This is a genomic window from Streptomyces sp. NPDC020362, from assembly GCF_040642095.1.
Taxonomy (GTDB): domain Bacteria; phylum Actinomycetota; class Actinomycetes; order Streptomycetales; family Streptomycetaceae; genus Streptomyces.
The window spans coordinates 1-21,546 of record NZ_JBFAET010000157.1 but is presented as its reverse complement, the minus strand read 5'-3'; the positions used below and the strand labels follow the sequence as shown (position 1 = coordinate 21,546).

Here is a 21,546-nt window from a genome sequence, read left to right as displayed (position 1 = left end):
CATCTGGTTTCCTGCTGATCCCAGGTCAGGTGGATCCCCGCTCGATCGACCTGACCAACGGCTGGAACGGCAAGGCCGCTGCCGGGGAGCACGTCTTCGTGGTCACCCACGAACCACCGGATCCCGCCCGCTGGCGGGAGGCGTTCGAGTTGGCCAAGGGCCGGGTCGCTGCCCGGCTCGCCCGGGTCGAACCCCGTCTGCGAGCCGGGCGGTTGGTGCTGGGCCTGCTGCCCGACCTGCCGCGCAAGAACTGCTGGACCATCGCCGAGTGGCCGGCGAGGCCACCCCGCACGGTATGCAACACCTGCTCGGCCGGGCCACGTGGGACGCCGATGAGGTCCGCGACGACGTGCGCGAATACGCCGTCGAGCACCTCCACGACGAGGCCTTCACGCCGATAGGGGCTACGACTGCGCCCACCTGCGGCGACGGTTATCCGGCCGAGGCATCCGGCACCGCATCGCCCGCAAGGGCATCGAGACCTCACAACGACTCGGCCGCCACCGCTGGACCGTCGAACGCGCCATGTCCCGGCTCCCCGGATGCCGCCGACTCCACCACCGCTACGAACGCAAAGCCGACCACTTCCCGGCCTTCACCACCATCGCCTGCACCCTCATCTGCTACCGCAGCCTCGCCAAATGAGACGATCCCCTAAGACCGTGTCCTACGTGGTGAGGCGGTCGCTGGGTTCAGTATGGGGCGGGTTACGTGGAGTTGGATTGCTCCTGACGGGCTGTGGGAGATCGCGAAGCCGCTGATCCCACCGTCAAGAGTGCGACCGCAGGGCGGTGGAACGCAGGACACTCCTGATGAGACGCTGTTCGCGGCCATCATCTACGTCCTTGTCAGCGTCTGCGCCTGGCGCCAACTGCCACCCTGCTTCGGCATATCGAAGTCGACCGCTCACCGCCGGTTCCTGATCTGGTCCAGAGCCGGCGTCTGGGGCCGCCTCCAGGAAGCCGTACTGCACCGGCTCGACGACGCCGGCCTCATCGACGTCACCCGCGTCGTCCCCGACACCGCCCACGTCAGGGCGAAAAAAGGGGGCGAACACACAGGTCCGAGTCCCGTGGACCGGGGCAAGCCGGGTTCCAAGATGCACATCCCTGTCGGACGCGAACGGACTGCCCCTCCTCGTCGGCATCTCGGCCGGCAACACCCACGACAGCGAAGGGCTGAGGCCCATGATCGATGGCCACCAAACGAGACACGACCCCCACAAGGACCGGCACTTCAAGCCCCAGCGCCTGCATGCCGACAAAGCCTACGACCGGGCCGACCTGCGCACATGGCTGAGATGGAAGCGCATCGGAGTACGCATCGCGCGGAAAGGCATCGAATCCAGCGAACCATTAGGGCGACGCAGGTGGGTCATTGAGCGGACCATGTCGTGGCTGTCCGGCTACCGCCGACTGAGCCCCGCTACGAACGCAATCCCCACAACTACCTGGCCTTTCTCGGCCTCGCCGCCGCCCTCTGCTGCTACAAGCGGCTCCTCCGCCTCACCCCGTAGGACACGGTCTTGGACCAGCGGCCATGTTGGCACCATCCCTGCGGGCGCGGGCGGCATCCAGGCCTTCGGTGGTGCCCCGGACGACGAGTTCGCGTCGTGCAGTCGGGCCTGGCTCAAGCGCGAAGATCGCTTGACCATTCCCCGATGTGTAGGTGAGCAGTGCGTGAAGAGATCGATTGAGCGAGCAGCGCCTCAGCTCGGTGACGGCCAGGAACGTCACCCTTGGTTTTGGTGGCGTTCTGGAGATCACGCCACCACAGGGATGGATGCAACGTGGGAGCTGCCACCGAGCACCGTAAATCCAACGCTTGCACGACACCTGGCGCGCCCGGAGCAGTGGGACCATCAGCGAAGGCGAGGTTCATGAACAGGTCGCCGCCCGCCGTCACCTCGACACGCCTCAGGCTGAAGCCTTCATGGCTGACTTGTGGGCGCAATACCTGGGAGAAGGTCGCGAGCAGGAGCCCGCGCGAGGACTGGAGGGGCAAGGCCCACTCCCTTGATCGTCATGGCGCCGCGTGGCCGTCCCGGTGACAGTCTGGAGCCATATCCTCATCCTCCACATCGGATTGGGCTCCCAGACCGACTGTCACGGGCCGACGAATGGCCGGGCGGTTCACTCACCGTCATCGAGGCCTTCCATCCCGTCGAGCAGTCCCGACCGGGCGATGCGGAATCCGAGGTCGGCGCGGCTCTGCGCGCCGAGGCGGTTCATGAGGCTTTTCACGTGCTCGCGGTAATTCCGGATACTCAGGCCGGCACGGCGGGCGCCGACGTCGTCAGTGTGACCCTGCATGAGGAGCCGGGCGACGGTGAGGCGGGTGCTGTCCACGGTCTGCCGCGATATCTCGCGCGGCTCTTCGGCGGAAAATTCGATGCCGCGTATCCAGGCACGATCAAACACCCCTCTCAGGAATCTCACGACAGCCGGGTGCCGCAAAGCGAGGGCAGACGACCTGTCGTCCACACACGGGATGAAGGCAACGGTTTGGTCGACGATGATGAGGCGGTCGAAGAATTCATCGAGGGTGCGCACCTCGCCGCCGATATCAGAAATCCGCTCCACATAGTAGCGCGTGGCCGGATTGAAGCGAGCCGTGTGCTGATAGAGCGTGCACACGCGTATTCCTCGCTGGATCAGCTCCGTTTCGCGCAGAAGGGAATCCTCAAGGGTGCTGGCGGACCGGCCGCCACCGGGCTGAGCCGTGAGAACCTCGGTCCTGGCATCGCGCAACGCCTCAGTGATGACCGCGTTGATTTCGTCGAATCCGGACAGCACTTCAAATCCGGAACTTGACGAATCGCTTCTCTCCTGCCAGGCGGCGAAGGCGGCAACAAGCGGGCTGAGCTGCTCGCGGCAGCTCACCACCTGGGCCTCGACCTCGGCGGCCTTCTGATGCAGCTCGCTCTCCGCTCGTCGCAGCAAGAGCGAAGGGTCGCGCAGGCGGGGGGTGTCCGGGGTTCCTGCGACCAGGCCCAGGGACTTCAACTCCAGCCACGCCTGGGCACCCACCTCCCCGGGTCGCCGCCCGCTGGACAACGCCATGAACAGCTCAGCGGCTTCAGAACCGAGAATCGGCCATTCCAAGACGTCCATTTTGTCCACTTTCCCCCCATTTGCGCACCATCAACTTGTCGTGGCGAACATGATGATAGTGGCACCGGCTATGGCGCAATGATCTTGCCTGCAACAGTGATCTCGTCGATCGGGCAGACCACCGGTCGGCCCACGATCCTGGGGAGGGGAGAAATAATGAAGAGACTCATTGCCATTCTCACACTGGTCATGGCGAGCGCTTTCGCAGTGCAGGCGGGGGCGGAGAATTTCGACCACCACACGACCGTTGCCGCGACCTCTGCCCGCGACGTCGGATGGGACTGAGCAGCCCCACATCGGCAGTTGACACTTTCGAAGCCGGAGGAATTTCAGTGAGCAGGCTGCCCGAATTCGGAGATATTTCTCAGTTGATCGGAGAGATGATCGGGGTTACCGAGCCGAAACCCGACGACAACTTCGTGGAGCTCGGCGGCGATTCCCTCATCGCTCTGCAGGTCGCGATCGTCGCCGAAGAGCGCTGGGGAGCGGAGGCCGACCTCCAGGAGATCATCCTCGCCGACACCATCCGGGAGGTCCACGAGCTGCTCGTCGCGTCCATCCGTGGTGCCGCCCCGCAGAACACCTAGTCCGACCTCGGCGCGCATAGATCATCTGACAGGAAGGCACCCATGGCTTTGCCGCACCACGTCAGGCTCGGTGACAGCGAATGGCTGATCTGGCGTGACGCCCTACTGCGCAGCACCGGTTTCCCGGCCTCAGGTCTGGAACGGTTCGCCGCGCCGGACTGCGTCGCTGCGGCCGACGCGCACCTGGCCGGCGACGCGGACCACGAGACGTTCCTCGAGGCGTTTCGGGTGGCGGTCGCCCTTACGTCGACCGAGGTCAACCGTGTGGCGGCCAACCCGCGCCTGCGCGAGGCGATCGCCTGGCAGAGCCCCGCCATCGTCACCCTGTTGGACTCGCTCCTCCGCAACCAGGAGCCGATCCGCCGCAATGCCAAGCGCCGTTACCGGGAGGAGCAGCTCAGCAGGTTCTGGCAGCGCTACTGCGCCAAGACCGAGACCATCGGCTTCTTCGGCCCGTCGCTGTGGATCAGCCTGGATCCGACGTCACCCGACTCCGTCGTGACGGTCGGAGACCGCCTGACCGACGGCCGAAGGGTATTCCTTGAACCTTGGGCTGTGCTGGCCTACGGCGACCTACTGGCCCGGGACCCGGAGATCCGCCCGTGGCTACCGCCCGCACGGCAGCCGCACCATCGACTGGACGGGCGACAGCTGCACCGCCCCGGCCTGCCGTCCGTTGCGGTCTCGGCCACGGAAGCGGAGATCCTGGCGGCGAGCGACGGTTCACGGCCCGCGTCGCACATCGCCGAGGCGCTGGTCGCCACAGACGTGCCCGACCTGGAGCAGCCCGCCGATGTGTATGCGGCCATGGCTCGTCTGGCGGAGCGGAAGTTGCTGACCTGGAACGCCCATCTACCGCTTGACACAACTGCCGAGTCGGTACTCGAAGCGCGTATCGCGGCGATCGGCGACCCGGCGGCACGAGAGCGGGCGGCACTCGGGCTGCGCCGACTGACGGATGCACGGGACAAGGTGGCGGCTGCCGCGGACGACGCAGATGCCCTGCCCGCGGCACTCAGGCTGCTGGCCGAGGAGTTCACCGCTCTCACCGGGTGCGAACCACGGCGGCACAGCGGCGCCGTCTACGCAGGGCGCGGCCTGTGCTACGAGGACACGACGCGTGATCTTCGGCTGACTCTGGGACGGCGGTTCCTCGACGAGCTGGCGCCACCGATGGCGATCGTCCTACAGGCGGCCCGCTGGCTGACAGCCGCGCTCGCCCAGGCCTACGAACGCGAGCTCCTGCACGTCTACGCGCAGGCCTCGGGCAACGGCGAGGGCGTCACGCTCGGCGACGTCTGGTACAAGGCGCTGTCCCTCTTCATGGGCAGCGGGCCCAGTCCCGCGCAGGCGGTACTCGACGAGTTCGCCGACCGCTGGGCACGCCTGCTCGATCTGCCGGTCGACACGCGCGAGGTCCGTGAACTGCGCTGGGCAGCATCAGACCTGTCCAAGCAGGTGGAGGAGGTCTTCCCCGCGGACAGGCCAGGATGGTCCGCGGCTCGCCTCCACAGTCCGGACCTGCAGATCTGTGCCCGCTCGCTGCAAGCGGTCAACGAGGGCGACTACCGCGTCGTGCTCGGCGAACTCCACGCAGCGGTACCGACCATGGAGGGACAGCTCTTCAGCTGGGCCAGGGCCGATCCGCAATGGGTCACGGAACAGGCCACGCAGGACTACGGAGTGCGGCGCGTCATGCCGCTCTTCCCCGCCGTCTGGCCACGAAACGCCGGCAGACTCGTGCCCTTCGAACGAGCCGGCAGCGACCACTTCCTCGGATTCGCCCCCGCCCCTGGTGCCGATCTGACGAGAACGACACCGGTGAGCGGCATCCCGGTGATGCTGCGCGACGGTGCGCTGACCGTCAGCGTCGACGGGCGGGAACTTCCGCTCACCGAGGTGTTCTCCGCGTTCCTATCCACCATCGCCGCGGACGCGTTCAAACTGGTGGCCCCGGCTGAGCACACTCCGAGGCTCGTCATCGACCAGTTGGTTGTCGTCCGCGAGACATGGCGGACGACCTGCGAAGCCACGGACCTGACGAAGGTCCGCGACGAGGCAGGCGAGTTCCTGGCCGCTCGCCGTTGGCGCAGCCGTCTGGGACTACCGGAACGCTGCTTCGTGAAGATCGCGACCGAGGCCAAGCCGCTGTACGTCGACTTCACCAGTCCGCTGTACGTCTCCGCGCTCTGCGCCTCGCTGCGCGCCGCGCTGAAGAGGCAGAACGGCGATGTCGCCCTGACCGTGACGGAGATGCTGCCCGACCCCGCCGAGGCGTGGGTGCCGGGTCCGGACGGCGAGGGCTACTTCGGCGAGCTGCGCTTCCACATCACCGACCCGCGACCGGCTGCCGCAGCCGTCGCCAGCCCCACCTTGGAGAAGACGAGATGAGCCTGGTCAACGCGCACAACGAATGGGACCCGCTGGAGGAAGTGGTCATCGGCTCCATCGAGGGCGCCCGGGTACCGCGCCCCGGCACGGACCTGTTCGCCATAGAGTTCACCCAGTACGGCTCGGCCGACAGGATCCCCTCGGGGCCGGTGTCCCAGCGCGTGCTCGAGGAGACCCGCGACGATCTGGAGCGGCTGTGCGAGTCGCTCGGGGGGCTCGGTATCACCGTCCGCAGGCCGGATCCGACGGATCTGGCGGGCACGATCAGCACTCCGGACTGGCAGACCGACGGCTTCTACAACTACTGCCCGCGCGACGTCCTGCTCACCATCGGTGACACCGTCATCGAGACCCCGATGGTCCTGCGCTCCCGGTTCCTGGAGCCCTTCGCGTACAAGAACATGCTGATCGAGTACTTCGACAGCGGTGCGAAGTGGATCTCGGCCCCCAAGCCGCGGCTCACCGACGAGATGTTCGACGCAACAGCCCGGGCGGGGCACCGCCTGCTCGACTTCGAGCCGGCCTTCGACGCCGCAAACGTCCTGCGGTTCGGCACGGACATCCTCTACCTGGTCTCCGACAGCGGGAACGAGAAGGGCTGGCGCTGGCTGCAGTCCGTCCTCGGTGACAAGTACACCGTTCACCCGTGCCGTGACCTCTATGCCTCCACCCACGTGGACTCCACGATCGTCCCGCTGCGTCCGGGCCTGGTCCTGCTCAACCCCGAGCGGGTGAACGACGACAACATGCCGGGCTTCCTGCGCGACTGGGAGAAGATCTGGTGCCCCGAACTGGAGGACATCGGTTTCGAGGGTGAACGCCCTTACTGCTCCACCTGGATCGGTATGAACCTCCTCGTCCTCAAGCCGGGCCTGGTCGTGGCCGACGACCGCCAGCCCGAGCTGCTGCGGACGCTGGAGAAGCACGGAGTCGACGTCCTGCCGCAGCGCCTGACCCACGCCAGGACGCTGGGCGGCTCCTTCCACTGTGTCTCTCTGGACATCCGGCGCACCGGCGGTCTGGAGACCTACCGGTAGGCGCGGCGCCCCGGAATCACCCTCGCCTTACGTTTGGAGGTCCCGTGGAAGCGGTCAAGGACCGGCTCCACCTGTTCACGGTGCTCAAGGCGGCCGGCACCTCGGTGGTGGCCACGCTGAGCGTCGCCCTGCTCGTCGAGAACCTGGTGCCGGCCGCGACCGCAGCCGCGTTGGCGTTGCTTGTCGGAAAGCTGGACGCGGCCGGTGTCCCCGATGTCTTCCAGGCGGCACTGGCACCACTGACACTGTTCGGTGCCGTCCTCGCCGCAGGTCATCTCGCCACGGCCGCCACCGGCCCGCTGACGTTCCTCGCCGCGAGCCGGATCGACGGCCGACACCGAGCCCGGGTCAGTGAAGTAGCCACGAGCGGCGAGAACTACGCGGCCCTCGAACGTCCGGCGGTGCAGGCCCTGATCAAGGAAGCGATGGCAGACCGCAGCCGCGGCTACGACTGCACGCCCTCCGACGCCGCCCTCGGACAACTGCGATGGCTGTGCGGCCTGGTCGGCGCCGCCGCGGCATGCGGAGTGCTTCTCAGCTACGCCTGGTGGCTGATCCCGCTGGTCCTGGTCCCCGCAGCCCTGAACCGGATGGTGCGCACCCGGCAGGACTTCGGCCTGTCTCAGCTGTGGCAGGGGGCGACGAAGGGGGAACTGCACGCCGATGTCTGGAGGCGCGCGGCGGTCTCGCCCGGCGAGGGCAAGGACGTACGGGTGTTCGGCTTCGCCGACTGGATGGTCGAGCGGATGCAGCAGCACATCCGTGAGGCCAACGCACCGCTGTGGGGCTACATCACGCGGATGCTCTTCGCCAGCTGGAAGCAGCTCCTGCTGGTCTCGGCGGGCCTGATCCCGGCATACGTGATCGTCTCGCTCGACGCCGCACACAAGCACAGCACGGTGGCCGTCGCCACGGCCGTGCTCGCCGCGGGCTGGTCGCTCTTCCAGGTGCTCGGCCCCAACTCGGACATGTACCAGATCGTGGGCGGTATACGGGTGCTGAAGGCGCTCGCGGAGCTGCGCGAGGCCATCGCCGACCCGGACGCGGAGACCGCCCCGGGGAGTGAACCCTTGGCAGCCGATGGCCTCGCCTCTCCTCCGTCGGTCGTCTTCGACAAGGTCTCGTTCTCGTATCCAGGAACCGACCGCCAGGTGCTGGACGGCCTGGACCTGGAGATCAAGCCGGGCGAACTCCTGGCGATCGTCGGACTGAACGGCGCCGGCAAGTCGACGCTGATCAAGATGCTCTCCGGCCTGTACCGGCCCACCGAGGGAGAGATCCGCGTCAACGGCATCCCCTTGGACCGCCACAGCCTCAAGGACTGGCGCACCCGGCTGTCCGTCGTCTTCCAGGACTTCGTGCGCTACCACCTGTCCGCCGCCGACAACGTGGCCCTCGGGCAGGCCGGCGCCCCCCGCGACCCCGCGCTGCTCGAGGCGGCGGCCCGGGACTCCGGCTTCGAAGAGGTCATCGCCCGGCTCCCACAGGGCTGGGACACCCCTCTCGCCCGCTCCCGCAGCGGTGGTGTCGACCTGTCGGGAGGCCAGTGGCAGCAGGTGGTCCTGGCCCGTGCGCTGTACGCCGTGAAACAGGGCGCGCGTCTCCTCGTCCTGGACGAACCCACCGCCCACCTCGACGTGCGCACGGAGTTCGACGTGTTCCAGCGCCTGGCGCGGCATCGCGGCGACACCAGCGTGGTGCTCATCTCCCACCGTCTGTCCACCGTACGGCAGGCAGACCGCATCGTCCTGCTGGACCAGGGCCGGATCGCCGAGGCCGGTACGCATGACGAACTGATCGCGCTGGGGGGCGTGTACGCCGAGATGTTCGCCATCCAGGCGGAGCGGTTCCGGCGCGGACACGACGACCGGCTCGAAGAAGCGGGAGTGTGATGAAGGCCTACCTGGCCCTGTGGGCCGAACTGCTCGCCCTGTCCTGGCAGCGCCAACGCAGACTGACAGCGGCCACTCTGGCCTCGATCGCCTTGTCGGTCGTCGCGGTGGCGGCCAGCGCGCTGGCCCTGCGGTCCACGGTCGACGCGATCGTCCGGGGCGACACCACCGGTGCTGTGACGGCTGCCGTCGCCGCGGGTCTGACCTATGCCCTCAATCTGGTACTGCACGACACCTCCGGGCTGCTCCGCATCACCACCACGGACCGGGTGGGCCGGCTCGACCTGCACCCGCGCGTGCACCGGGACATCGCGCGCCTCGAGGGCCTCGAGCATCTGGAACGCACCGACTTCCTCGACCGCGTCAGCCTGGTCAGAGCCGGCACGGGCCAGCTGGTGGCGAGCATGTGGAACGCCCTGCTCGCCGTCTCCAGCGTCGCGAAGCTCGTCCTCGTCATGCTGCTGCTGGGGACCGTCAGCCCGTGGCTGCTCCTGCTGCTGCTGGTCGCCGCGGTGCCCGTGTGGTGCGACCACCGCGGCCAGGCCGTGGTGAAGCGCGTCGAGGTGGAGACCGCGGAGGACCAACGGCTGGAGCAGCACCTCGCCGACCTTGCCGCACAGGCGGCTAGCGGCAAGGAGATACGGGTCTGTGGCGCCGGTCCCGACCTCGCGCGGCGCCAGTTTGAGGCCTGGCAGGCCGCAATGGGCCCGCGGTACCGGGCCCAGCTGACCGCGGCGGCCTGGAAGTTCACCGGCTGGGTGCTCTTCGTCGCCGGCTTCGTGGGCGGGCTCGGGCTGGTCGCCTACCGCACCGCGCACGGCCACGGCACCGTCGGCGACCTGGTCCTCGCGGTGACGGTCGCCGCGAGCCTGCGGCAGAGCGTGCAGACGACTGTCGTCAGCACCACCGCGACCGCCGGCGCCGGCCGGTTGATCGAGCCCTACCTGTGGCTGCGCAGGTACGTGGCCGAGGAGGACGCCGCCGCCCGCAAGGGCCTCGTCGCACCCGCCGCGCTGCACGCCGGCATAGAGCTGCGGGACGTGAGCTACGCCTACCCGGGAACCGACCGGCTCGCCATCGACAACCTCAGCGTCCACCTGCCCGCCGGGTCCGTGGTGGCGGTGGTCGGCGAGTACGGCTCGGGCAAGACGACGCTGGTCAAGCTGCTCGGCAAGTTCTACCGTCCCGACAGCGGGCGCATCACGGTGGACGGGACCGACCTGGCCGACCTCGGCACCCAGGCGTGGCGGGCCCGGTCCAGCGCGGCCTTCCAGGACTTCGGCCGTTTCCACACCCGCTTCTCGGAGGTCGTCGGCCTGGGCGACCTGCCCCGCCTGGAGGATCGCGCGCGCATCACCGAAGCGGCGCGCGACGCGGACGCCGAAGCGCTCCTCGCCGCCCTCCCCCAAGGGCTGGACACCCAGCTGGGCCGCGAACTGGACGGGGTCGACCTGTCCGAGGGGCAGTGGCAACGCACTGCCCTGGCCCGGGCGTCCATGCGCCACGACCCTCTGCTGTTCATCCTGGACGAGCCGACAGCGTCCCTCGACGCACCGAGCGAGCAGGTGATCTTCGAGCGGTACATGGATCGGGCCCGCCGTCTCGCGCGCGCCACCGGGGCAGTCACCGTGATCGTCTCGCATCGCTTCTCCACCGTCACCGGAGCCGACCGGATCCTGGTCCTGGACAAGGGGCGACTCGTCGAATGCGGCACCCACGAGGAGCTGATGCGGCTCCAGGGCCGCTACGCCGACCTGTACGGGATCCAGGAAACGGCGTACGCGGAGAGGGGGGAACGATGACAGGCACGACACTGGCCCCGCTGTCCCCTCAGCAGGACGAGATGGTCCGCAACCTGCTCGGCTTCCCCGAGTGTGTCGACCGCTACGACCTCGTCTGCCTCTTCCGGCTCGACGGCCCCGTCGACCGCGCCGCCCTGGCCGGAGCACTGGAGGACGTCGCCCGGCGCCACGCCGCGCTGCGAACGGTGATCCGCCGCCGTACCGACGAGTACCTGCAGGAGATCCACCCCGAGCCCCTGGCGGCCCTTGACGAGTCCCGAGCCGACGGTGACCTGGCGACGCTGACCGACGCCCTCGCGGCCGGCCGGCACGGCGCCGACGCCGTCCTGTCGGGGGCGCCGCTTTTCCGGCCTCGGCTGCACGACCTGTCCGGCGGCCTCTTCCTGTCACTGACGATCCATCACATGATCTACGACGGCTGGTCGCTGTCCGTACTGTGGCGGGAACTGTCGGAGTGCTACGCCGCACGAGTGGAGAAGCGGCCGACCCTGCTGCCGGAACTGGCTCTGAGCTACGCCGACTTCGCAGCAGAACAGCGCGCTCTCGCATCCACCCTGTTGCCGGACGCGGTGGCTTTCTGGCGCGAAGCCACCGAAGGCTTCTCCTGCCAGGTGCCCTGGCCTGCGCCCACGGCGTCCGGTGAGGAGCCGCCCCTGGTGCTCGGCCACGTGCCGCTGCGCGTACCGGACCACGCCGCCGCCGCCCTGCGCAGCGCAGCCCGTCAGGCCCGGGTCTCACCGTCAGCCGTGCTCCTGGGCGCGACGGCGGCTGCCGTCGCACGCACGACGGGCCGGCGATCGCTGCTCATCGGCACCGACACTGCGGGCCGCGAGGACCGAAGGAAGCAGCACCTGGTCGGACACTGCGTGAACTCACGGTTCACCGCCGTGACGACAGAGCCGGGTGTTCCCTTCGTGGAACTCGCCCGACGTATCTGGGACCAGTGGGCGGCGGCCGAGAAGTACCGCGACGTCTACTCGGACCTGGTCCTGCAGGAACTGGGCCTGTCCCGCCTGTTCAAGGTCAACCTGAACAGCGGCCGGGTCATGGCGCAGGACGCCCCCGACCTGCCCGGCGTCGACGTCACCGCCGTACCCGTGCCCGTGGTGATCCGCGACTGGCGGCCGCTGCACGTCGTGTGGAACGTGACCCCGGCGCAGATCGACGCCCGTCTGAACCACCAGCGCGCGGGAGTGGACCGGTCGGTGGTCGCCGAGTTCGGCCGGCATGCGCTGACCGTGCTCGAGAACCCCCTGGCCGCCATCTGACAACGGGCCGCACGCCACGTGCGGCCGAAAGGAGGTGAATCCCGTGCACACCGATGTCACCGCGGACGACGTGCAGTTGGCACACCGTTTGGCGAAGACGGGATCCGACATCGCCCTTGCGTACTTCCGGCGCGGGGTCGCCCACCGCAGCAAGCCGGACGGCACCCCGGTCAGCGACGCCGACCTGGAGGTAGACGCCGCTCTCGGCGACCTCCTTGCCCGCGCACGCCCCGAGGACGGGGTGCTCAGCGAGGAGTCGGGCGACCGTACGGGGCGCTCGGGCCGCCGCTGGATCATCGACCCGATCGACGGCACGGTCCCCTACCTGGCGGGGGGTCGGGCCTGGGGGGCCCACGTCGCCCTGGAGGACGAGGACGGTCTCGCCGTCGCCGTGCTCACCCGGCCCACCGAGAACCGCTGGTGGTGGGCGGTCCGCGGGGGCGGGGCATATGCCGCCGCCGCGGACAACACCCTGTCCGTGGCCGAGCCTCTGAAGGTGCCGCAGACCGCCCGGCTGGCCGGAGCCCGGGTCGGCGGATTCGTGCCGCCGGCCGAGTCACCCGCCTCCGCGGCGATCGCCCGTCATGCCCAGTGGTGCGAGGACGAGGTCTCCGTGATCGCGGCGCTCCTCGAAGGCCGCCTCGACGCGGTGCTCGACGAAGGCGGCAATCCCTGGGACCAGGCGCCGGCCGCCCTGCTGGTCGCCGAGGCCGGGGGCGTGTTCGCGGACCCCGCGGGCGGCCGCCGGCTCGACGCCGCGTGGTTGCTGTACGGCGGCGCCGCCATGCATGCGGCGCTACGGCCCCTGCTCGCCGCCCACTTGCCGGCTGTCGACGACCGCCCGGAAGGAGCCCGAGGTGCTGCTGCCACCTGACGATGTCGACCTGGACCGGCTGGGTCGCGAGATCGACCTGCACTACGGCGCGGAACCCCGGCCGTTCGAGTTCGTCCCCCTGGGCGAGGACAGCTGGTCCTTCCGGCGCGGCGCCCTCTGGGTGAGTCTGCGGCGTGACCTGCGCGGCCATGTACCGGGCGCCTACCAGGCGGCGTACGTGCTCGACCGGTCCGGTGCAACGCGGGTGCTGGCGCCGTTGATGGGCGCCGACGGGCGCATCGTGCGCACGGTGGGCCGGTACCCGGTCGTGGTCTTCCCCTACCGGGAGCTGGAGCAGCTCGCCCCGAACAGCGTCACCGCGGAGGACGCCACGGCGATCGTCACTCTGATCGAACAGGTACATCGCGCCGGAACGGCCGTCGTCCCGGCCGCGCAACTACCCTGCGAGAGCTACGAGATCGCCTTCCGTGACGATCTGACGGCCGCCCTCGACTTCGCCGACGCCCCACCGCCCGCGGACAACGGCCTTCCTGCCCGCCTGCACCGGCTGCTGCGCACGCACCGCGACGCGATCCGGGCGATGCTGCACGAGCTCGCGGAGCTGGCAGCCGTCTGCGCCGCACAGAGCGAGCCGTTCGTCCTGACCCACGGCGAGCCCAGCGCGGCCAACATCCTGCGCGGTGCGGACGGACTGGTCCTCGCCGACTGGGGGGGCGCCCTGTGGGGGCCACCGGAACGGGACTGGTTCCACGTTCGCCGGACCCTCGGCATCGACGTACCCGACTGCCGCGAACCCCTCCTGGACTTCTACCGGGTCCGGTGGGTGCTGAGCGAGATCGCCGAGTACACCACGCGGTTCCGCGCACCGCGGGCCTACGACACGGAGGACGCCGAGGACGTGGCCATGTGGGGTCGCCTCCTGCGCTACCTCCCCGAGGGGTGAGGCCGCCGTGCGCAGCACGTACCACCCAGACGACACCAGTGAGATGAGGAGAGATTCCGCCATGGCAGCAGCGGGAATGCGCATGCGCCCGATCCGGCTCGGAGACGTGAGTTACCCCTACTACTACGGTCACGACTGCATCGATGACATCCTTGCCGCGCTCGGCGAGTACGACGCCGACCGCTTCCTCGTCGTCACCGACGACAACGTGCTCGCCCTGCACGGCGAGACTCTGCTGGAGGGCCTGCGTGCGCTGGCCCCGGTGGAGGTGCTCTCGCTCCCCGCGGGCGACGGTATGAAGTCCCTGGACCATCTGGCCGGCCACCTGGAGCGGGCCGTGGCTGCGGGAGCCACCCGCAGGTCAGTCGTGATCGCCTTCGGCGGCGGAGTGCCCGGCAACCTCGCCGGGGTCCTGGCGGCGCTGCTCTACCGCGGGGTGCGCATGGTCCATGTGCCCACCACGACGGTCGCCGCTATGGACTCGGTGATCTCCCTCAAGCAGGCGATCAACAGCAGCCGCGGCAAGAACCACTTCGGCACCTATCTCACGCCGCAGGCCGTCTACCTGGACGTGGCTTTCCTGCGGACGCTGCCGGACAAGCAGCTGCGCTCGGGGCTGTGCGAGGCCACCAAGAACTGCCTGGCGATCGCTCCCCAGGCCATTCCCGCGATGCGGAAGCTGCTGGCGGACGGCAACCTGACGGCCCCGGAATCCCTGCTGTGGCTGCTGGAGGAGAGCCTGGCCGCCAAGACGAGCGTCACCGCCAAGGACGCACGGGAACAGGGATCGGGCCTGATCCTGGAGTACGGGCACACGGTCGGCCACGCGGTCGAACTGTGCGACCAGAAGCTGCGCGGCGCCCTGGGCATCTCGCACGGTGAGGCCGTCATGTTCGGCATGCTCGTCGCCGCCCGGATCGCGGCCGAGCTGGGCGTGCTCACGGCCGACGAGGTGGCCGTGCACGACGAACTCGCCCGAGCCCTGGGTGCCCCGCTCACCGTGCCCGCCGGGATAACCGTGGACGAGATCATGGCGACGGTCCGCGCCGACAACAAGCGCGGCTACACGACCGCTGGCTCCGACGAGGCGGTCATGGTCCTGCTACGCGGATTCGGCGAGCCCCTGGGCTCCCCCGATCTGCCGCTGGTGACCGTGCCGCTGCGGCTGGTGGAGGACGTGGTGTCCGGGCTCCTGCCGGCCGCTGCGCGGATCGCCGAGGAGGTCGCGGCATGACCGGGCGACTGGCTCTGGCAGGCGGGGCTCCGGTGTGGTCGGGGGGCTGGCCCGGCTGGCCGCAGCTCGGGCCGCACACGGCGGAGCGCGTCGCACAGGTGCTGAAGGGTGAACGCTGGGCCATCAGCGGCCACTGGACCGGCAGGCCGGCCGTCGAGGTCGAACTCGCCGAGCGCTTCGCCGAGTTTGTCGGGGCACGCTGGTGCGTGCCGGTCGACCACGGTTCCAGCGCGCTGATCACCGGACTGCACGCGCTGGGCATCAAGCCCGGCGACGAGGTCATCGTCCCGGGTCTGACGTGGGTCGCCTCGGCCTCCGTCGTCGCACGGACCGGAGCCATTCCCGTCCTCGTGGACATCGACCCCGACACCCTGTGCATCGATCCGCAGGCGGTCGAGGCTGCCATCACGCCGGCGACCGTCGCCGTCATGGCCGTGCATCTCTACTCGGCGATGGCGAACATGGACGCTCTGCGAGCCATCGCGCGGAGTCATTCGCTCGCCCTGGTCGAGGACGCGGCACAGGCCTACGGCGCGACGTGGAACGGCGCGGGCGCTGGAAGCATCGGTGACTTCGGGGCCTTCAGCGCCCAGCAGGGCAAGACGCTGACCGCCGGCGAGGGCGGGCTGTTGGTCACCTCCGACGCCGGGCTGCGCGAACGCGCGGAGATGGTGCGCGGCGACGGGCGCCGCTACACCCTGGGCCCGCGTGAGGTCGGCCGCCCGGAACTCGAGGAACTCTCGCTCGTCCAGGGCTGGAACATGCACATCAGCGAGGTGCAGTCGGCGCTGCTGCTGGACGGGCTGGAGCGTCTGCCCGAGCAGAACGCGTGCCGGGCCGCAGCGGCGGAGGTCCTCGACAAGGCACTCGGCGCGGAGGGGGACCTGGAGCCGATCGAGCCGTATGCGGCCAACGACCGGCGCGCCTACTACCACTACGCGATCCGGCTGCGTCCAGGAGCCTTCGCGGGCCGCAGCGCGGCCACCGTCTGCCGGGCGCTCAGCGCGGAGCTCGGGTTCTGGGTGCACACGCCTTACCGCCCGCTCAACGGCCACGCGCTCTACGACCCGCGGCGCCTGCCGGGCCTGGCGGACCAGGACTTCGCCTGGAAGTTCGACCCGGCGCGGTTCGAGCTGCCGGTCGCCCACCGCGAGGCCGAGCGCACCATCCTCCTGCACCACCCGATGCTCCTGGGCTCCCCCGGGCACACCCAGGCCGTCGTGGACGCCTTCGACAAGATCCGCCGCCTCGCCGACCAGCTGCCGGCCTGACGCCCCCCATCGACCACCGAGAACGAGGAGACCATGGGCAAGACCATCGTCATCACCGGTGCCAGTTCCGGCATCGGTGCTGCGGCGGCCGTCGAACTCAGCCGCCAGGGGCACAGCGTCCTGGCCACCGGCCAGACCCCCGCCAAGCTGGCCCGCGTCCACCGGCGCATGCGCGAGGCCGCGCCTGTCGGCGTCGAGGTTCCCGAACCTGTCCGCGCGGATCTGTCATCTCTGCGCACCGTCCGTGAACTGGCCGCCACCCTGCTGGAGCGGTGCCCGCGGATCGATGTGCTGGTCAACAACGCCGGGGTCCAGCCCAGCAGTCGCCGTCTCTCCGCCGACGGCCACGAACTCGGTCTCGCGGTGAACCACCTCGCGCCCTTCCTCCTGACGATGCTGCTGGAGGAGCGGCTGCGCGAGAGCGGCGGCCGGGTGATCACCACGTCCTCCGACACGCATGTCGACGGCCGCCTGGACCTCGACGACCTGGAGATGGAACGCGGCTGGAGCGGTCCCGCCTCCTACGCCACGTCCAAGCTCGCCAACATCCTGTTCACCACCGAGCTGCGCCGCCGTACGGGACTGCCGGCCAGTTCCTTCCATCCCGGCGCCGTCAGCACCGACCTCAACCGCGACTCGCCCTGGTTCCGTCTGGTGAAGCCCTTCGAACGCTTCTACTACGGCCGACCGGAGGAGGGCGCCGAGACGCTGGTGTGGCTGGCGACCGGCGACGAGGGCGGAGCGCCCACGGCCGCCTACTACGAGAAGCGGCAGCCCGCGCAGGAGTCGGCGACAGCCCGGGACGAGAAGTTGGCCGCGCGCCTGTGGCAGGCCAGCGAGGCCATGGTCGAACAGCACTTGGCCGTGTGAGCGCGGGTCGTCGTTGTCGTGTCGTGTAACGGAGTTGATGTGGTGAGCGGGAGCCAGCGGAAGTTGCCGGTCCTCATCGGGCCGACGGTGGAACGGGAGGTCCCCTACGGACTCGTCGGGCTGATCAGACAGCAGTCGGCCGCCACGCCGGACGCGACGGCGCTCGTGGACACCGACGGCAGTCTGACCTACGCCGAGCTGGAGTCGGCCTCCGACCGGGTTGCCCGGGCACTGGCCGCGGCCGGAGCCCGGCCCGGCGACGTCGTGGCGGTGTGCATGCCGCGCGGAACAGCCCTCGTGGTCGCTCTGCTCGGCGCGTTGAAGGCGGGCACCCCCTACCTTCCGCTGGCCTTGGACGACCCGGCCGAGCGCCTGCACACCCTGGTCCGGGACTCCGGGGCGCGTATCGCCCTGGTCGCCTCCGGCTCGCACGGGGTCGTGGCCGACACCGGTGTACCCCTGGTGGACGTCGAGCAGGTCGTGCGGGCCGACGCATCGGATGCGCGGCCGTGGGACCCGCCTCAGCCGTGTCCGGACGAGCACGCGGTCTACGTCCTGTACACCTCCGGGTCGACCGGCAGGCCCAAGGGCGTCATGGTTCCCAGTCTGGCGCTGTGCAACCGCTTGCAGTGGATGTGCGAGGAGTACGCCTTCGGCCCGGACGACCGCGTCCTGCAGAAGACCCCGTACACCTTCGACGTCTCGGGGTGGGAGTTCTGGGCTCCGCTGATCAGCGGCGGCCGGCTTGTGCTCCTCCCGCCGGAGGCCCATCACGATCCCGCCGAGATCATCGACTGGATCACCCGCCACGAGGTGACCCTCTGCCACTTCGTGCCGTCGATGCTGGAGGAGTTCCTTCGCTGGCCGGGCGTGGCGGAGTGCCGGTCACTGCGCGCGGTGATGTGCAGCGGTGAAGCCCTGACCTTGGGGCAGGTGCAGCGGTTCCGGGCGCAGTTGCCCGGCACGGAGCTGCACAACCTGTACGGACCCACCGAGGCCGCGATCGACGTCACCTTCTGGCCGTGCCCACCCGACGGTGCACCGCTCGACGCCGTCCTGATCGGACGGCCCATCGCCAACTGCACCCTGCTGGTAGTGCGCGAGGACCTCTCTCCCGTCGGCGAGGGCGAGACAGGCCAGCTGGCCATCGGCGGACAGCCGCTGGCCCTGGGTTACCTCGGCCGGCCCGACCTGACCGACGCGGTCTTCGTGGACGCTCCCGCGTGGAGTCCGGTACCCCGCGTCTACCTCACCGGCGATCTGGTCCGGATCCAGGGCGATGCCCTGGAGTACCTGGGCCGTTCGGACGGGCAGGTGAAGATCAGGGGCCAGCGCGTCGAACCGGGGGCGGTCGAGGACGTCATCAAGGAGTGCGCCCAGGTGCGTGACGCCGTGGTGGTTCCCGTACGCCAGGGACACAGCACGGAGTTGGTCGCCTTCGTGGTCGCGGCCGGCACCACCGACGACGAGGCCGGGCTGTTCGCAGCGGTGCGACGCTCGGTCGAAAGGCGCCTCCCCCTGGCTCACCGGCCTGTTCGCTATCGGAGCATCGACGCAATCCCGCTGACGTCGAGCGGCAAGACCGACCGTGGCCGGCTCACTCGCCTGGCGGCCGAAACCCACCCGCCGGCCGCACCACACCAGGACGGGGACGAGCTGACCCGCTGCTGGGCGGAGGCGGTGGGCTCCGCGCCGCAGCCCACCGATCTCGGCTTCCTGCAGGCAGGCGGGCACAGCCTGGCGGCCGTGAGGCTGGCCGGCAGCGTCCTGTGCCGGTGGGGCGTCCGGATCCCCCTGAGCGCGTTCCTGCGCCATGACCTCTCCTTGGACGGACTGCGCGCGCTGCTGCCCGAGACGCCCGCCGGCTCCCGCCCGGACATGCCCCGCCGCGCCGACCGGGAGCACGCCGAACTGCTGCCCGACCAGCGCCGCCTGTGGCTCCACCGGCAGATCTTCCCGGACTCGCCCGCCTACAACGTGGTGGGGGTGCTCGACTGCGACGGACTCCTCGACACCGCCGTCCTGCACCGGTCCTGGGCCCGGTTGGTCGAGACCCATGAGGTGCTCCGCACCACGATCGAGGAGGACGAGAGCCGCCGCGCCCACCAGCGCATCCACCCGTTCGCGGCGGTCAGCCGCGAGGCCGGCGCGCTGCGGGTGGACCAGGCCGGGGACGCTCCCTGGGACCAGTGCGTCCAGGAGTTCGCGCGCGCTCTGTCGGACGAGCCCTTCCCCGCGGACCGGCCGCGCAGAGCGCTCCTGGGCGCTCTGACGGACGCGACGCGCCGACGGACCGCACTCGTCCTGGTCGTCGACCACCTCGTCTCCGACCAGCGCTCCCTGGATCTGCTGTGGGAGGCGCTGGAGGAGCGGTACACGGCCGAGCTGTCGGGCCTGCCCGGCCACGACGGCGGCGCGCCCGTCCAGTACGGCGACGTGATCGCCGCGGCCGGGGCGGATCCGCTGCGACAGGAACGGGACAGGGAGTTCTGGCGCACCACCCTGGCCGGCGTCGTTCCCGAGATCGAGCTGCCGTTCCAGCGGCATCCGGCCCAGCCCTCCTTCCGCGGGGCAGCCGTCGAGGAGGACCTGGGCCCTGAGCTGTCGGCGCTCATCAGACAGCTCGGGCGGTATCGCCGGGTGTCCCCGTCCATGGTCGTCCTGGCCTGCTACGGCCGGATCCTGGCGGACTGGTGCGGCCAGCCCGAGATCGTCGTCGGCGTGCCGATGTCCGGCCGGGAGACGGAAGAGGCGCACGACGCCGTCGGCTTCTTCATGCGGACGCTGCCGATACGCCTGGCGACGCCGCCGGAAGCCCTCTCCGACCATCTGCTGGAGCCCGTCGCCGACGCCCTGCTCGCGGCGGCCGACCACGGATCGTTGCCGTTCGACGAGATCGTCCGGGCCGTGGGCGCCTCCCGCGGCCTGGACCGCAACCCGCTGTTCCAGGTCTGGTTCAACGACCTGACCCAGGCCGCCCCACCGCGGTCGTTCGGCGGTCTCGGGGTGCGGCCGGTCATGGCCGACGTGCGCTGGTCGCTGTTCGACCTAGGCCTGTACCTGCACCTGGACGCGTCGGGCGACTACCGGGTCCAGTTGGTCTACGCGACCGATCGCTGGGAACAGGGCGTTGCCCGGGAGTTCCTGCGGCAGTGCGTCGCCGAACTCCAGGCACTGACTCTTCTTCCGCCGCCCCCCTCGCCCCGCCCCGCCTCTCCCGGGATCGAGGCCGCCTCCGAGCTGCGGACGTGCACGGACCTCGTACGGCAGGTCCTCCGGCATGCCGCCACGGATCCGAACCGTCCGGCGATCGGGTCCGGCGCCGACCGCGTCACGTTCGGTGAACTCGAGGGGCTGGTACGGCGTTCGGCGACGCGGATCCGGCAGTGTGCTCCCCCCGGTGCCCTGGTCGCCGTGCTCGCCGAGCGCCGTCCCGACCTGCCGCAGGCCGTGCTGGGCGCCTGGTATGCGGGAAACCCCGTGCTGCTGCTGGACGCTGCGGCCCCGGGCGAGTGGATCGCCTCCGCCATCGCAACGGCGGGCGCGGAGATCGTGCTCATCCTCGACGGTGCCGCCGTGGTCCCCCCGGGCTTCCCCGCGCTCGCCGTCGACCGCACCGCCCTCGCCGGTGTCCCGCCGATGGCGGACGCCCCCGCGGACTTCACCGTCGGCAGGCCCGGACATGCCCTGATCACGTCGGGCACCACAGGTACACCCGGGGTGGTCGTCCTCCCCGCCGAGGCACTGCCCGAGGCGTTCACCGCATACGGCGATGCGCTCGGCCTCGACCGCGAGGATGCGTTCTGCTTCACCGTGCCGCCCGCTCACGACCCGATGTTCCGTGACCTGATCCTGCCGCTCACCCTGGGGGCACTGGTGCAGGTGCCGCGGCCCGAGGAAAGCGGTGGCCCCCAGGCTCTGCTGGACCTCCTTTCGGCCTCCGGGACGACGGTCTGGCACCTCACCCCCTCGCTGGCCCGCATCGTGACCGCTGTCGCCGGCCCGGACCTGCGGCTGTCCTCCGTCCGCCATGTCGTCCTCCACGGCGAGCGACTGCGCAACGCCGACGCGCGCGCGCTCGCCCGGCTCTGCCCGGGTGCCCGGATCCACAACCTCTACGGCACTACCGAGACCCCGCAGGCCAGCGGCCTCGCCCTCTGGCGCGACGGGGCCGACGACGGCGCCCCCGTGGCCGCAGGCCTGCCGCACCGTTCGCTGGCCGTGCGTACGGCCAGGGTCGCGGACTCCCCGATCGGGGTGCTGGGCGAACTCGTGGTCACGGGCCGCGGACTCGCGCTGGGGT

General features: G+C 70.1%; 13 protein-coding genes and 3 pseudogenes. 15 read left to right on the top strand and 1 reads right to left on the bottom strand.

The features are described from left to right. Positions 1-149: 149 nt before the first annotated feature. The 3 pseudogenes from AB0H32_RS35975 to AB0H32_RS35965 all read left to right on the top strand — a co-directional run. Positions 150-385: pseudogene (locus tag AB0H32_RS35975) on the top strand (IS701 family transposase); the annotation flags it as partial. Positions 386-387: 2 nt separating this feature from the next. Beyond that, positions 388-645 (top strand): annotated as a pseudogene (locus tag AB0H32_RS35970) (transposase); the annotation flags it as partial. A 52-nt stretch (positions 646-697) separates the two neighbouring features. Next, positions 698-1,516 (top strand): annotated as a pseudogene (locus AB0H32_RS35965) (IS5 family transposase). A gap of 616 nt (positions 1,517-2,132) precedes the next feature. Here the strand turns inward: AB0H32_RS35965 and AB0H32_RS35960 are convergent. Next, a complete protein-coding gene (locus tag AB0H32_RS35960; protein WP_361129779.1) occupies positions 2,133-3,113 on the bottom strand; it encodes a helix-turn-helix transcriptional regulator in 981 nt (326 codons plus the stop codon). Between the two features lie 332 nt (positions 3,114-3,445). Here AB0H32_RS35960 and AB0H32_RS35955 point away from each other — a divergent pair, with 332 nt between their 5' ends. The 12 genes from AB0H32_RS35955 to AB0H32_RS35900 form a co-directional block, all read left to right on the top strand. After that, complete coding sequence (locus AB0H32_RS35955) at positions 3,446-3,700, top strand: phosphopantetheine-binding protein (RefSeq protein ID WP_361129776.1); 255 nt, start codon at positions 3,446-3,448, stop codon at positions 3,698-3,700. Between the two features lie 42 nt (positions 3,701-3,742). Further along, positions 3,743-6,091, top strand: a complete 2,349-nt coding sequence (locus AB0H32_RS35950) for a lantibiotic dehydratase (RefSeq protein ID WP_361129773.1) — start codon at positions 3,743-3,745, stop codon at positions 6,089-6,091. Next, positions 6,088-7,128 carry an inosamine-phosphate amidinotransferase 1 gene (locus AB0H32_RS35945; protein ID WP_361129770.1) on the top strand — a complete coding sequence of 347 codons (1,041 nt, stop codon included), beginning with the start codon at positions 6,088-6,090 and terminating at the stop codon, positions 7,126-7,128. Before AB0H32_RS35950 ends, AB0H32_RS35945 begins: the two co-directional genes overlap by 4 nt. Before the next feature lie 44 nt (positions 7,129-7,172). After that, on the top strand, positions 7,173-9,020 hold the full coding sequence (locus tag AB0H32_RS35940) for an ABC transporter ATP-binding protein (protein ID WP_361129767.1): 1,848 nt from the start codon (positions 7,173-7,175) through the stop codon (positions 9,018-9,020). Further along, positions 9,020-10,822, top strand: a complete 1,803-nt coding sequence (locus AB0H32_RS35935; protein WP_361129764.1) for an ABC transporter ATP-binding protein — start codon at positions 9,020-9,022, stop codon at positions 10,820-10,822. The genes AB0H32_RS35940 and AB0H32_RS35935 overlap by 1 nt, the downstream gene beginning before the upstream one ends. Further along, entirely contained in the window at positions 10,819-12,090 is a 1,272-nt protein-coding gene (locus AB0H32_RS35930; RefSeq protein WP_361129761.1) for a condensation domain-containing protein, read from the top strand. The genes AB0H32_RS35935 and AB0H32_RS35930 overlap by 4 nt, the downstream gene beginning before the upstream one ends. A gap of 43 nt (positions 12,091-12,133) precedes the next feature. Further along, positions 12,134-12,964 (top strand): inositol monophosphatase family protein, encoded by an 831-nt coding sequence (locus AB0H32_RS35925; protein WP_361129758.1) that lies wholly within the window; start codon positions 12,134-12,136, stop codon positions 12,962-12,964. Continuing rightward, positions 12,948-13,868 carry a phosphotransferase gene (locus AB0H32_RS35920; protein WP_361129755.1) on the top strand — a complete coding sequence of 307 codons (921 nt, stop codon included), beginning with the start codon at positions 12,948-12,950 and terminating at the stop codon, positions 13,866-13,868. Before AB0H32_RS35925 ends, AB0H32_RS35920 begins: the two co-directional genes overlap by 17 nt. A gap of 61 nt (positions 13,869-13,929) precedes the next feature. Continuing rightward, on the top strand, positions 13,930-15,102 hold the full coding sequence (locus AB0H32_RS35915; protein WP_361129752.1) for a 2-deoxy-scyllo-inosose synthase: 1,173 nt from the start codon (positions 13,930-13,932) through the stop codon (positions 15,100-15,102). Continuing rightward, the gene (locus tag AB0H32_RS35910) at positions 15,099-16,373 is read left to right on the top strand and encodes a DegT/DnrJ/EryC1/StrS family aminotransferase (RefSeq protein WP_361129749.1); all 1,275 of its coding nucleotides are present in this window, start codon (positions 15,099-15,101) and stop codon (positions 16,371-16,373) included. Before AB0H32_RS35915 ends, AB0H32_RS35910 begins: the two co-directional genes overlap by 4 nt. 33 nt (positions 16,374-16,406) lie before the next feature. Beyond that, the gene (locus AB0H32_RS35905; protein WP_361129746.1) at positions 16,407-17,243 is read left to right on the top strand and encodes an SDR family NAD(P)-dependent oxidoreductase; all 837 of its coding nucleotides are present in this window, start codon (positions 16,407-16,409) and stop codon (positions 17,241-17,243) included. A 42-nt stretch (positions 17,244-17,285) separates the two neighbouring features. Continuing rightward, on the top strand, positions 17,286-21,546 hold a 4,261-nt coding region (locus tag AB0H32_RS35900), incomplete at its 3' end, for an amino acid adenylation domain-containing protein (RefSeq protein WP_361129743.1).

Bases quoted from the DNA above. Each gene is read 5' to 3' on its own strand.
- AB0H32_RS35950 (WP_361129773.1), top strand. From the start codon at position 3,743: ATGGCTTTGCCGCACCACGTCAGGCTCGGTGACAGCGAATGGCTGATC.
- AB0H32_RS35960 (WP_361129779.1), bottom strand. From the start codon at position 3,113: ATGGACGTCTTGGAATGGCCGATTCTCGGTTCTGAAGCCGCTGAGCTG.
- AB0H32_RS35905 (WP_361129746.1), top strand. From the start codon at position 16,407: ATGGGCAAGACCATCGTCATCACCGGTGCCAGTTCCGGCATCGGTGCT.
- AB0H32_RS35935 (WP_361129764.1), top strand. From the start codon at position 9,020: ATGAAGGCCTACCTGGCCCTGTGGGCCGAACTGCTCGCCCTGTCCTGG.
- AB0H32_RS35910 (WP_361129749.1), top strand. From the start codon at position 15,099: ATGACCGGGCGACTGGCTCTGGCAGGCGGGGCTCCGGTGTGGTCGGGG.
- AB0H32_RS35930 (WP_361129761.1), top strand. From the start codon at position 10,819: ATGACAGGCACGACACTGGCCCCGCTGTCCCCTCAGCAGGACGAGATG.
- AB0H32_RS35945 (WP_361129770.1), top strand. From the start codon at position 6,088: ATGAGCCTGGTCAACGCGCACAACGAATGGGACCCGCTGGAGGAAGTG.
- AB0H32_RS35915 (WP_361129752.1), top strand. From the start codon at position 13,930: ATGGCAGCAGCGGGAATGCGCATGCGCCCGATCCGGCTCGGAGACGTG.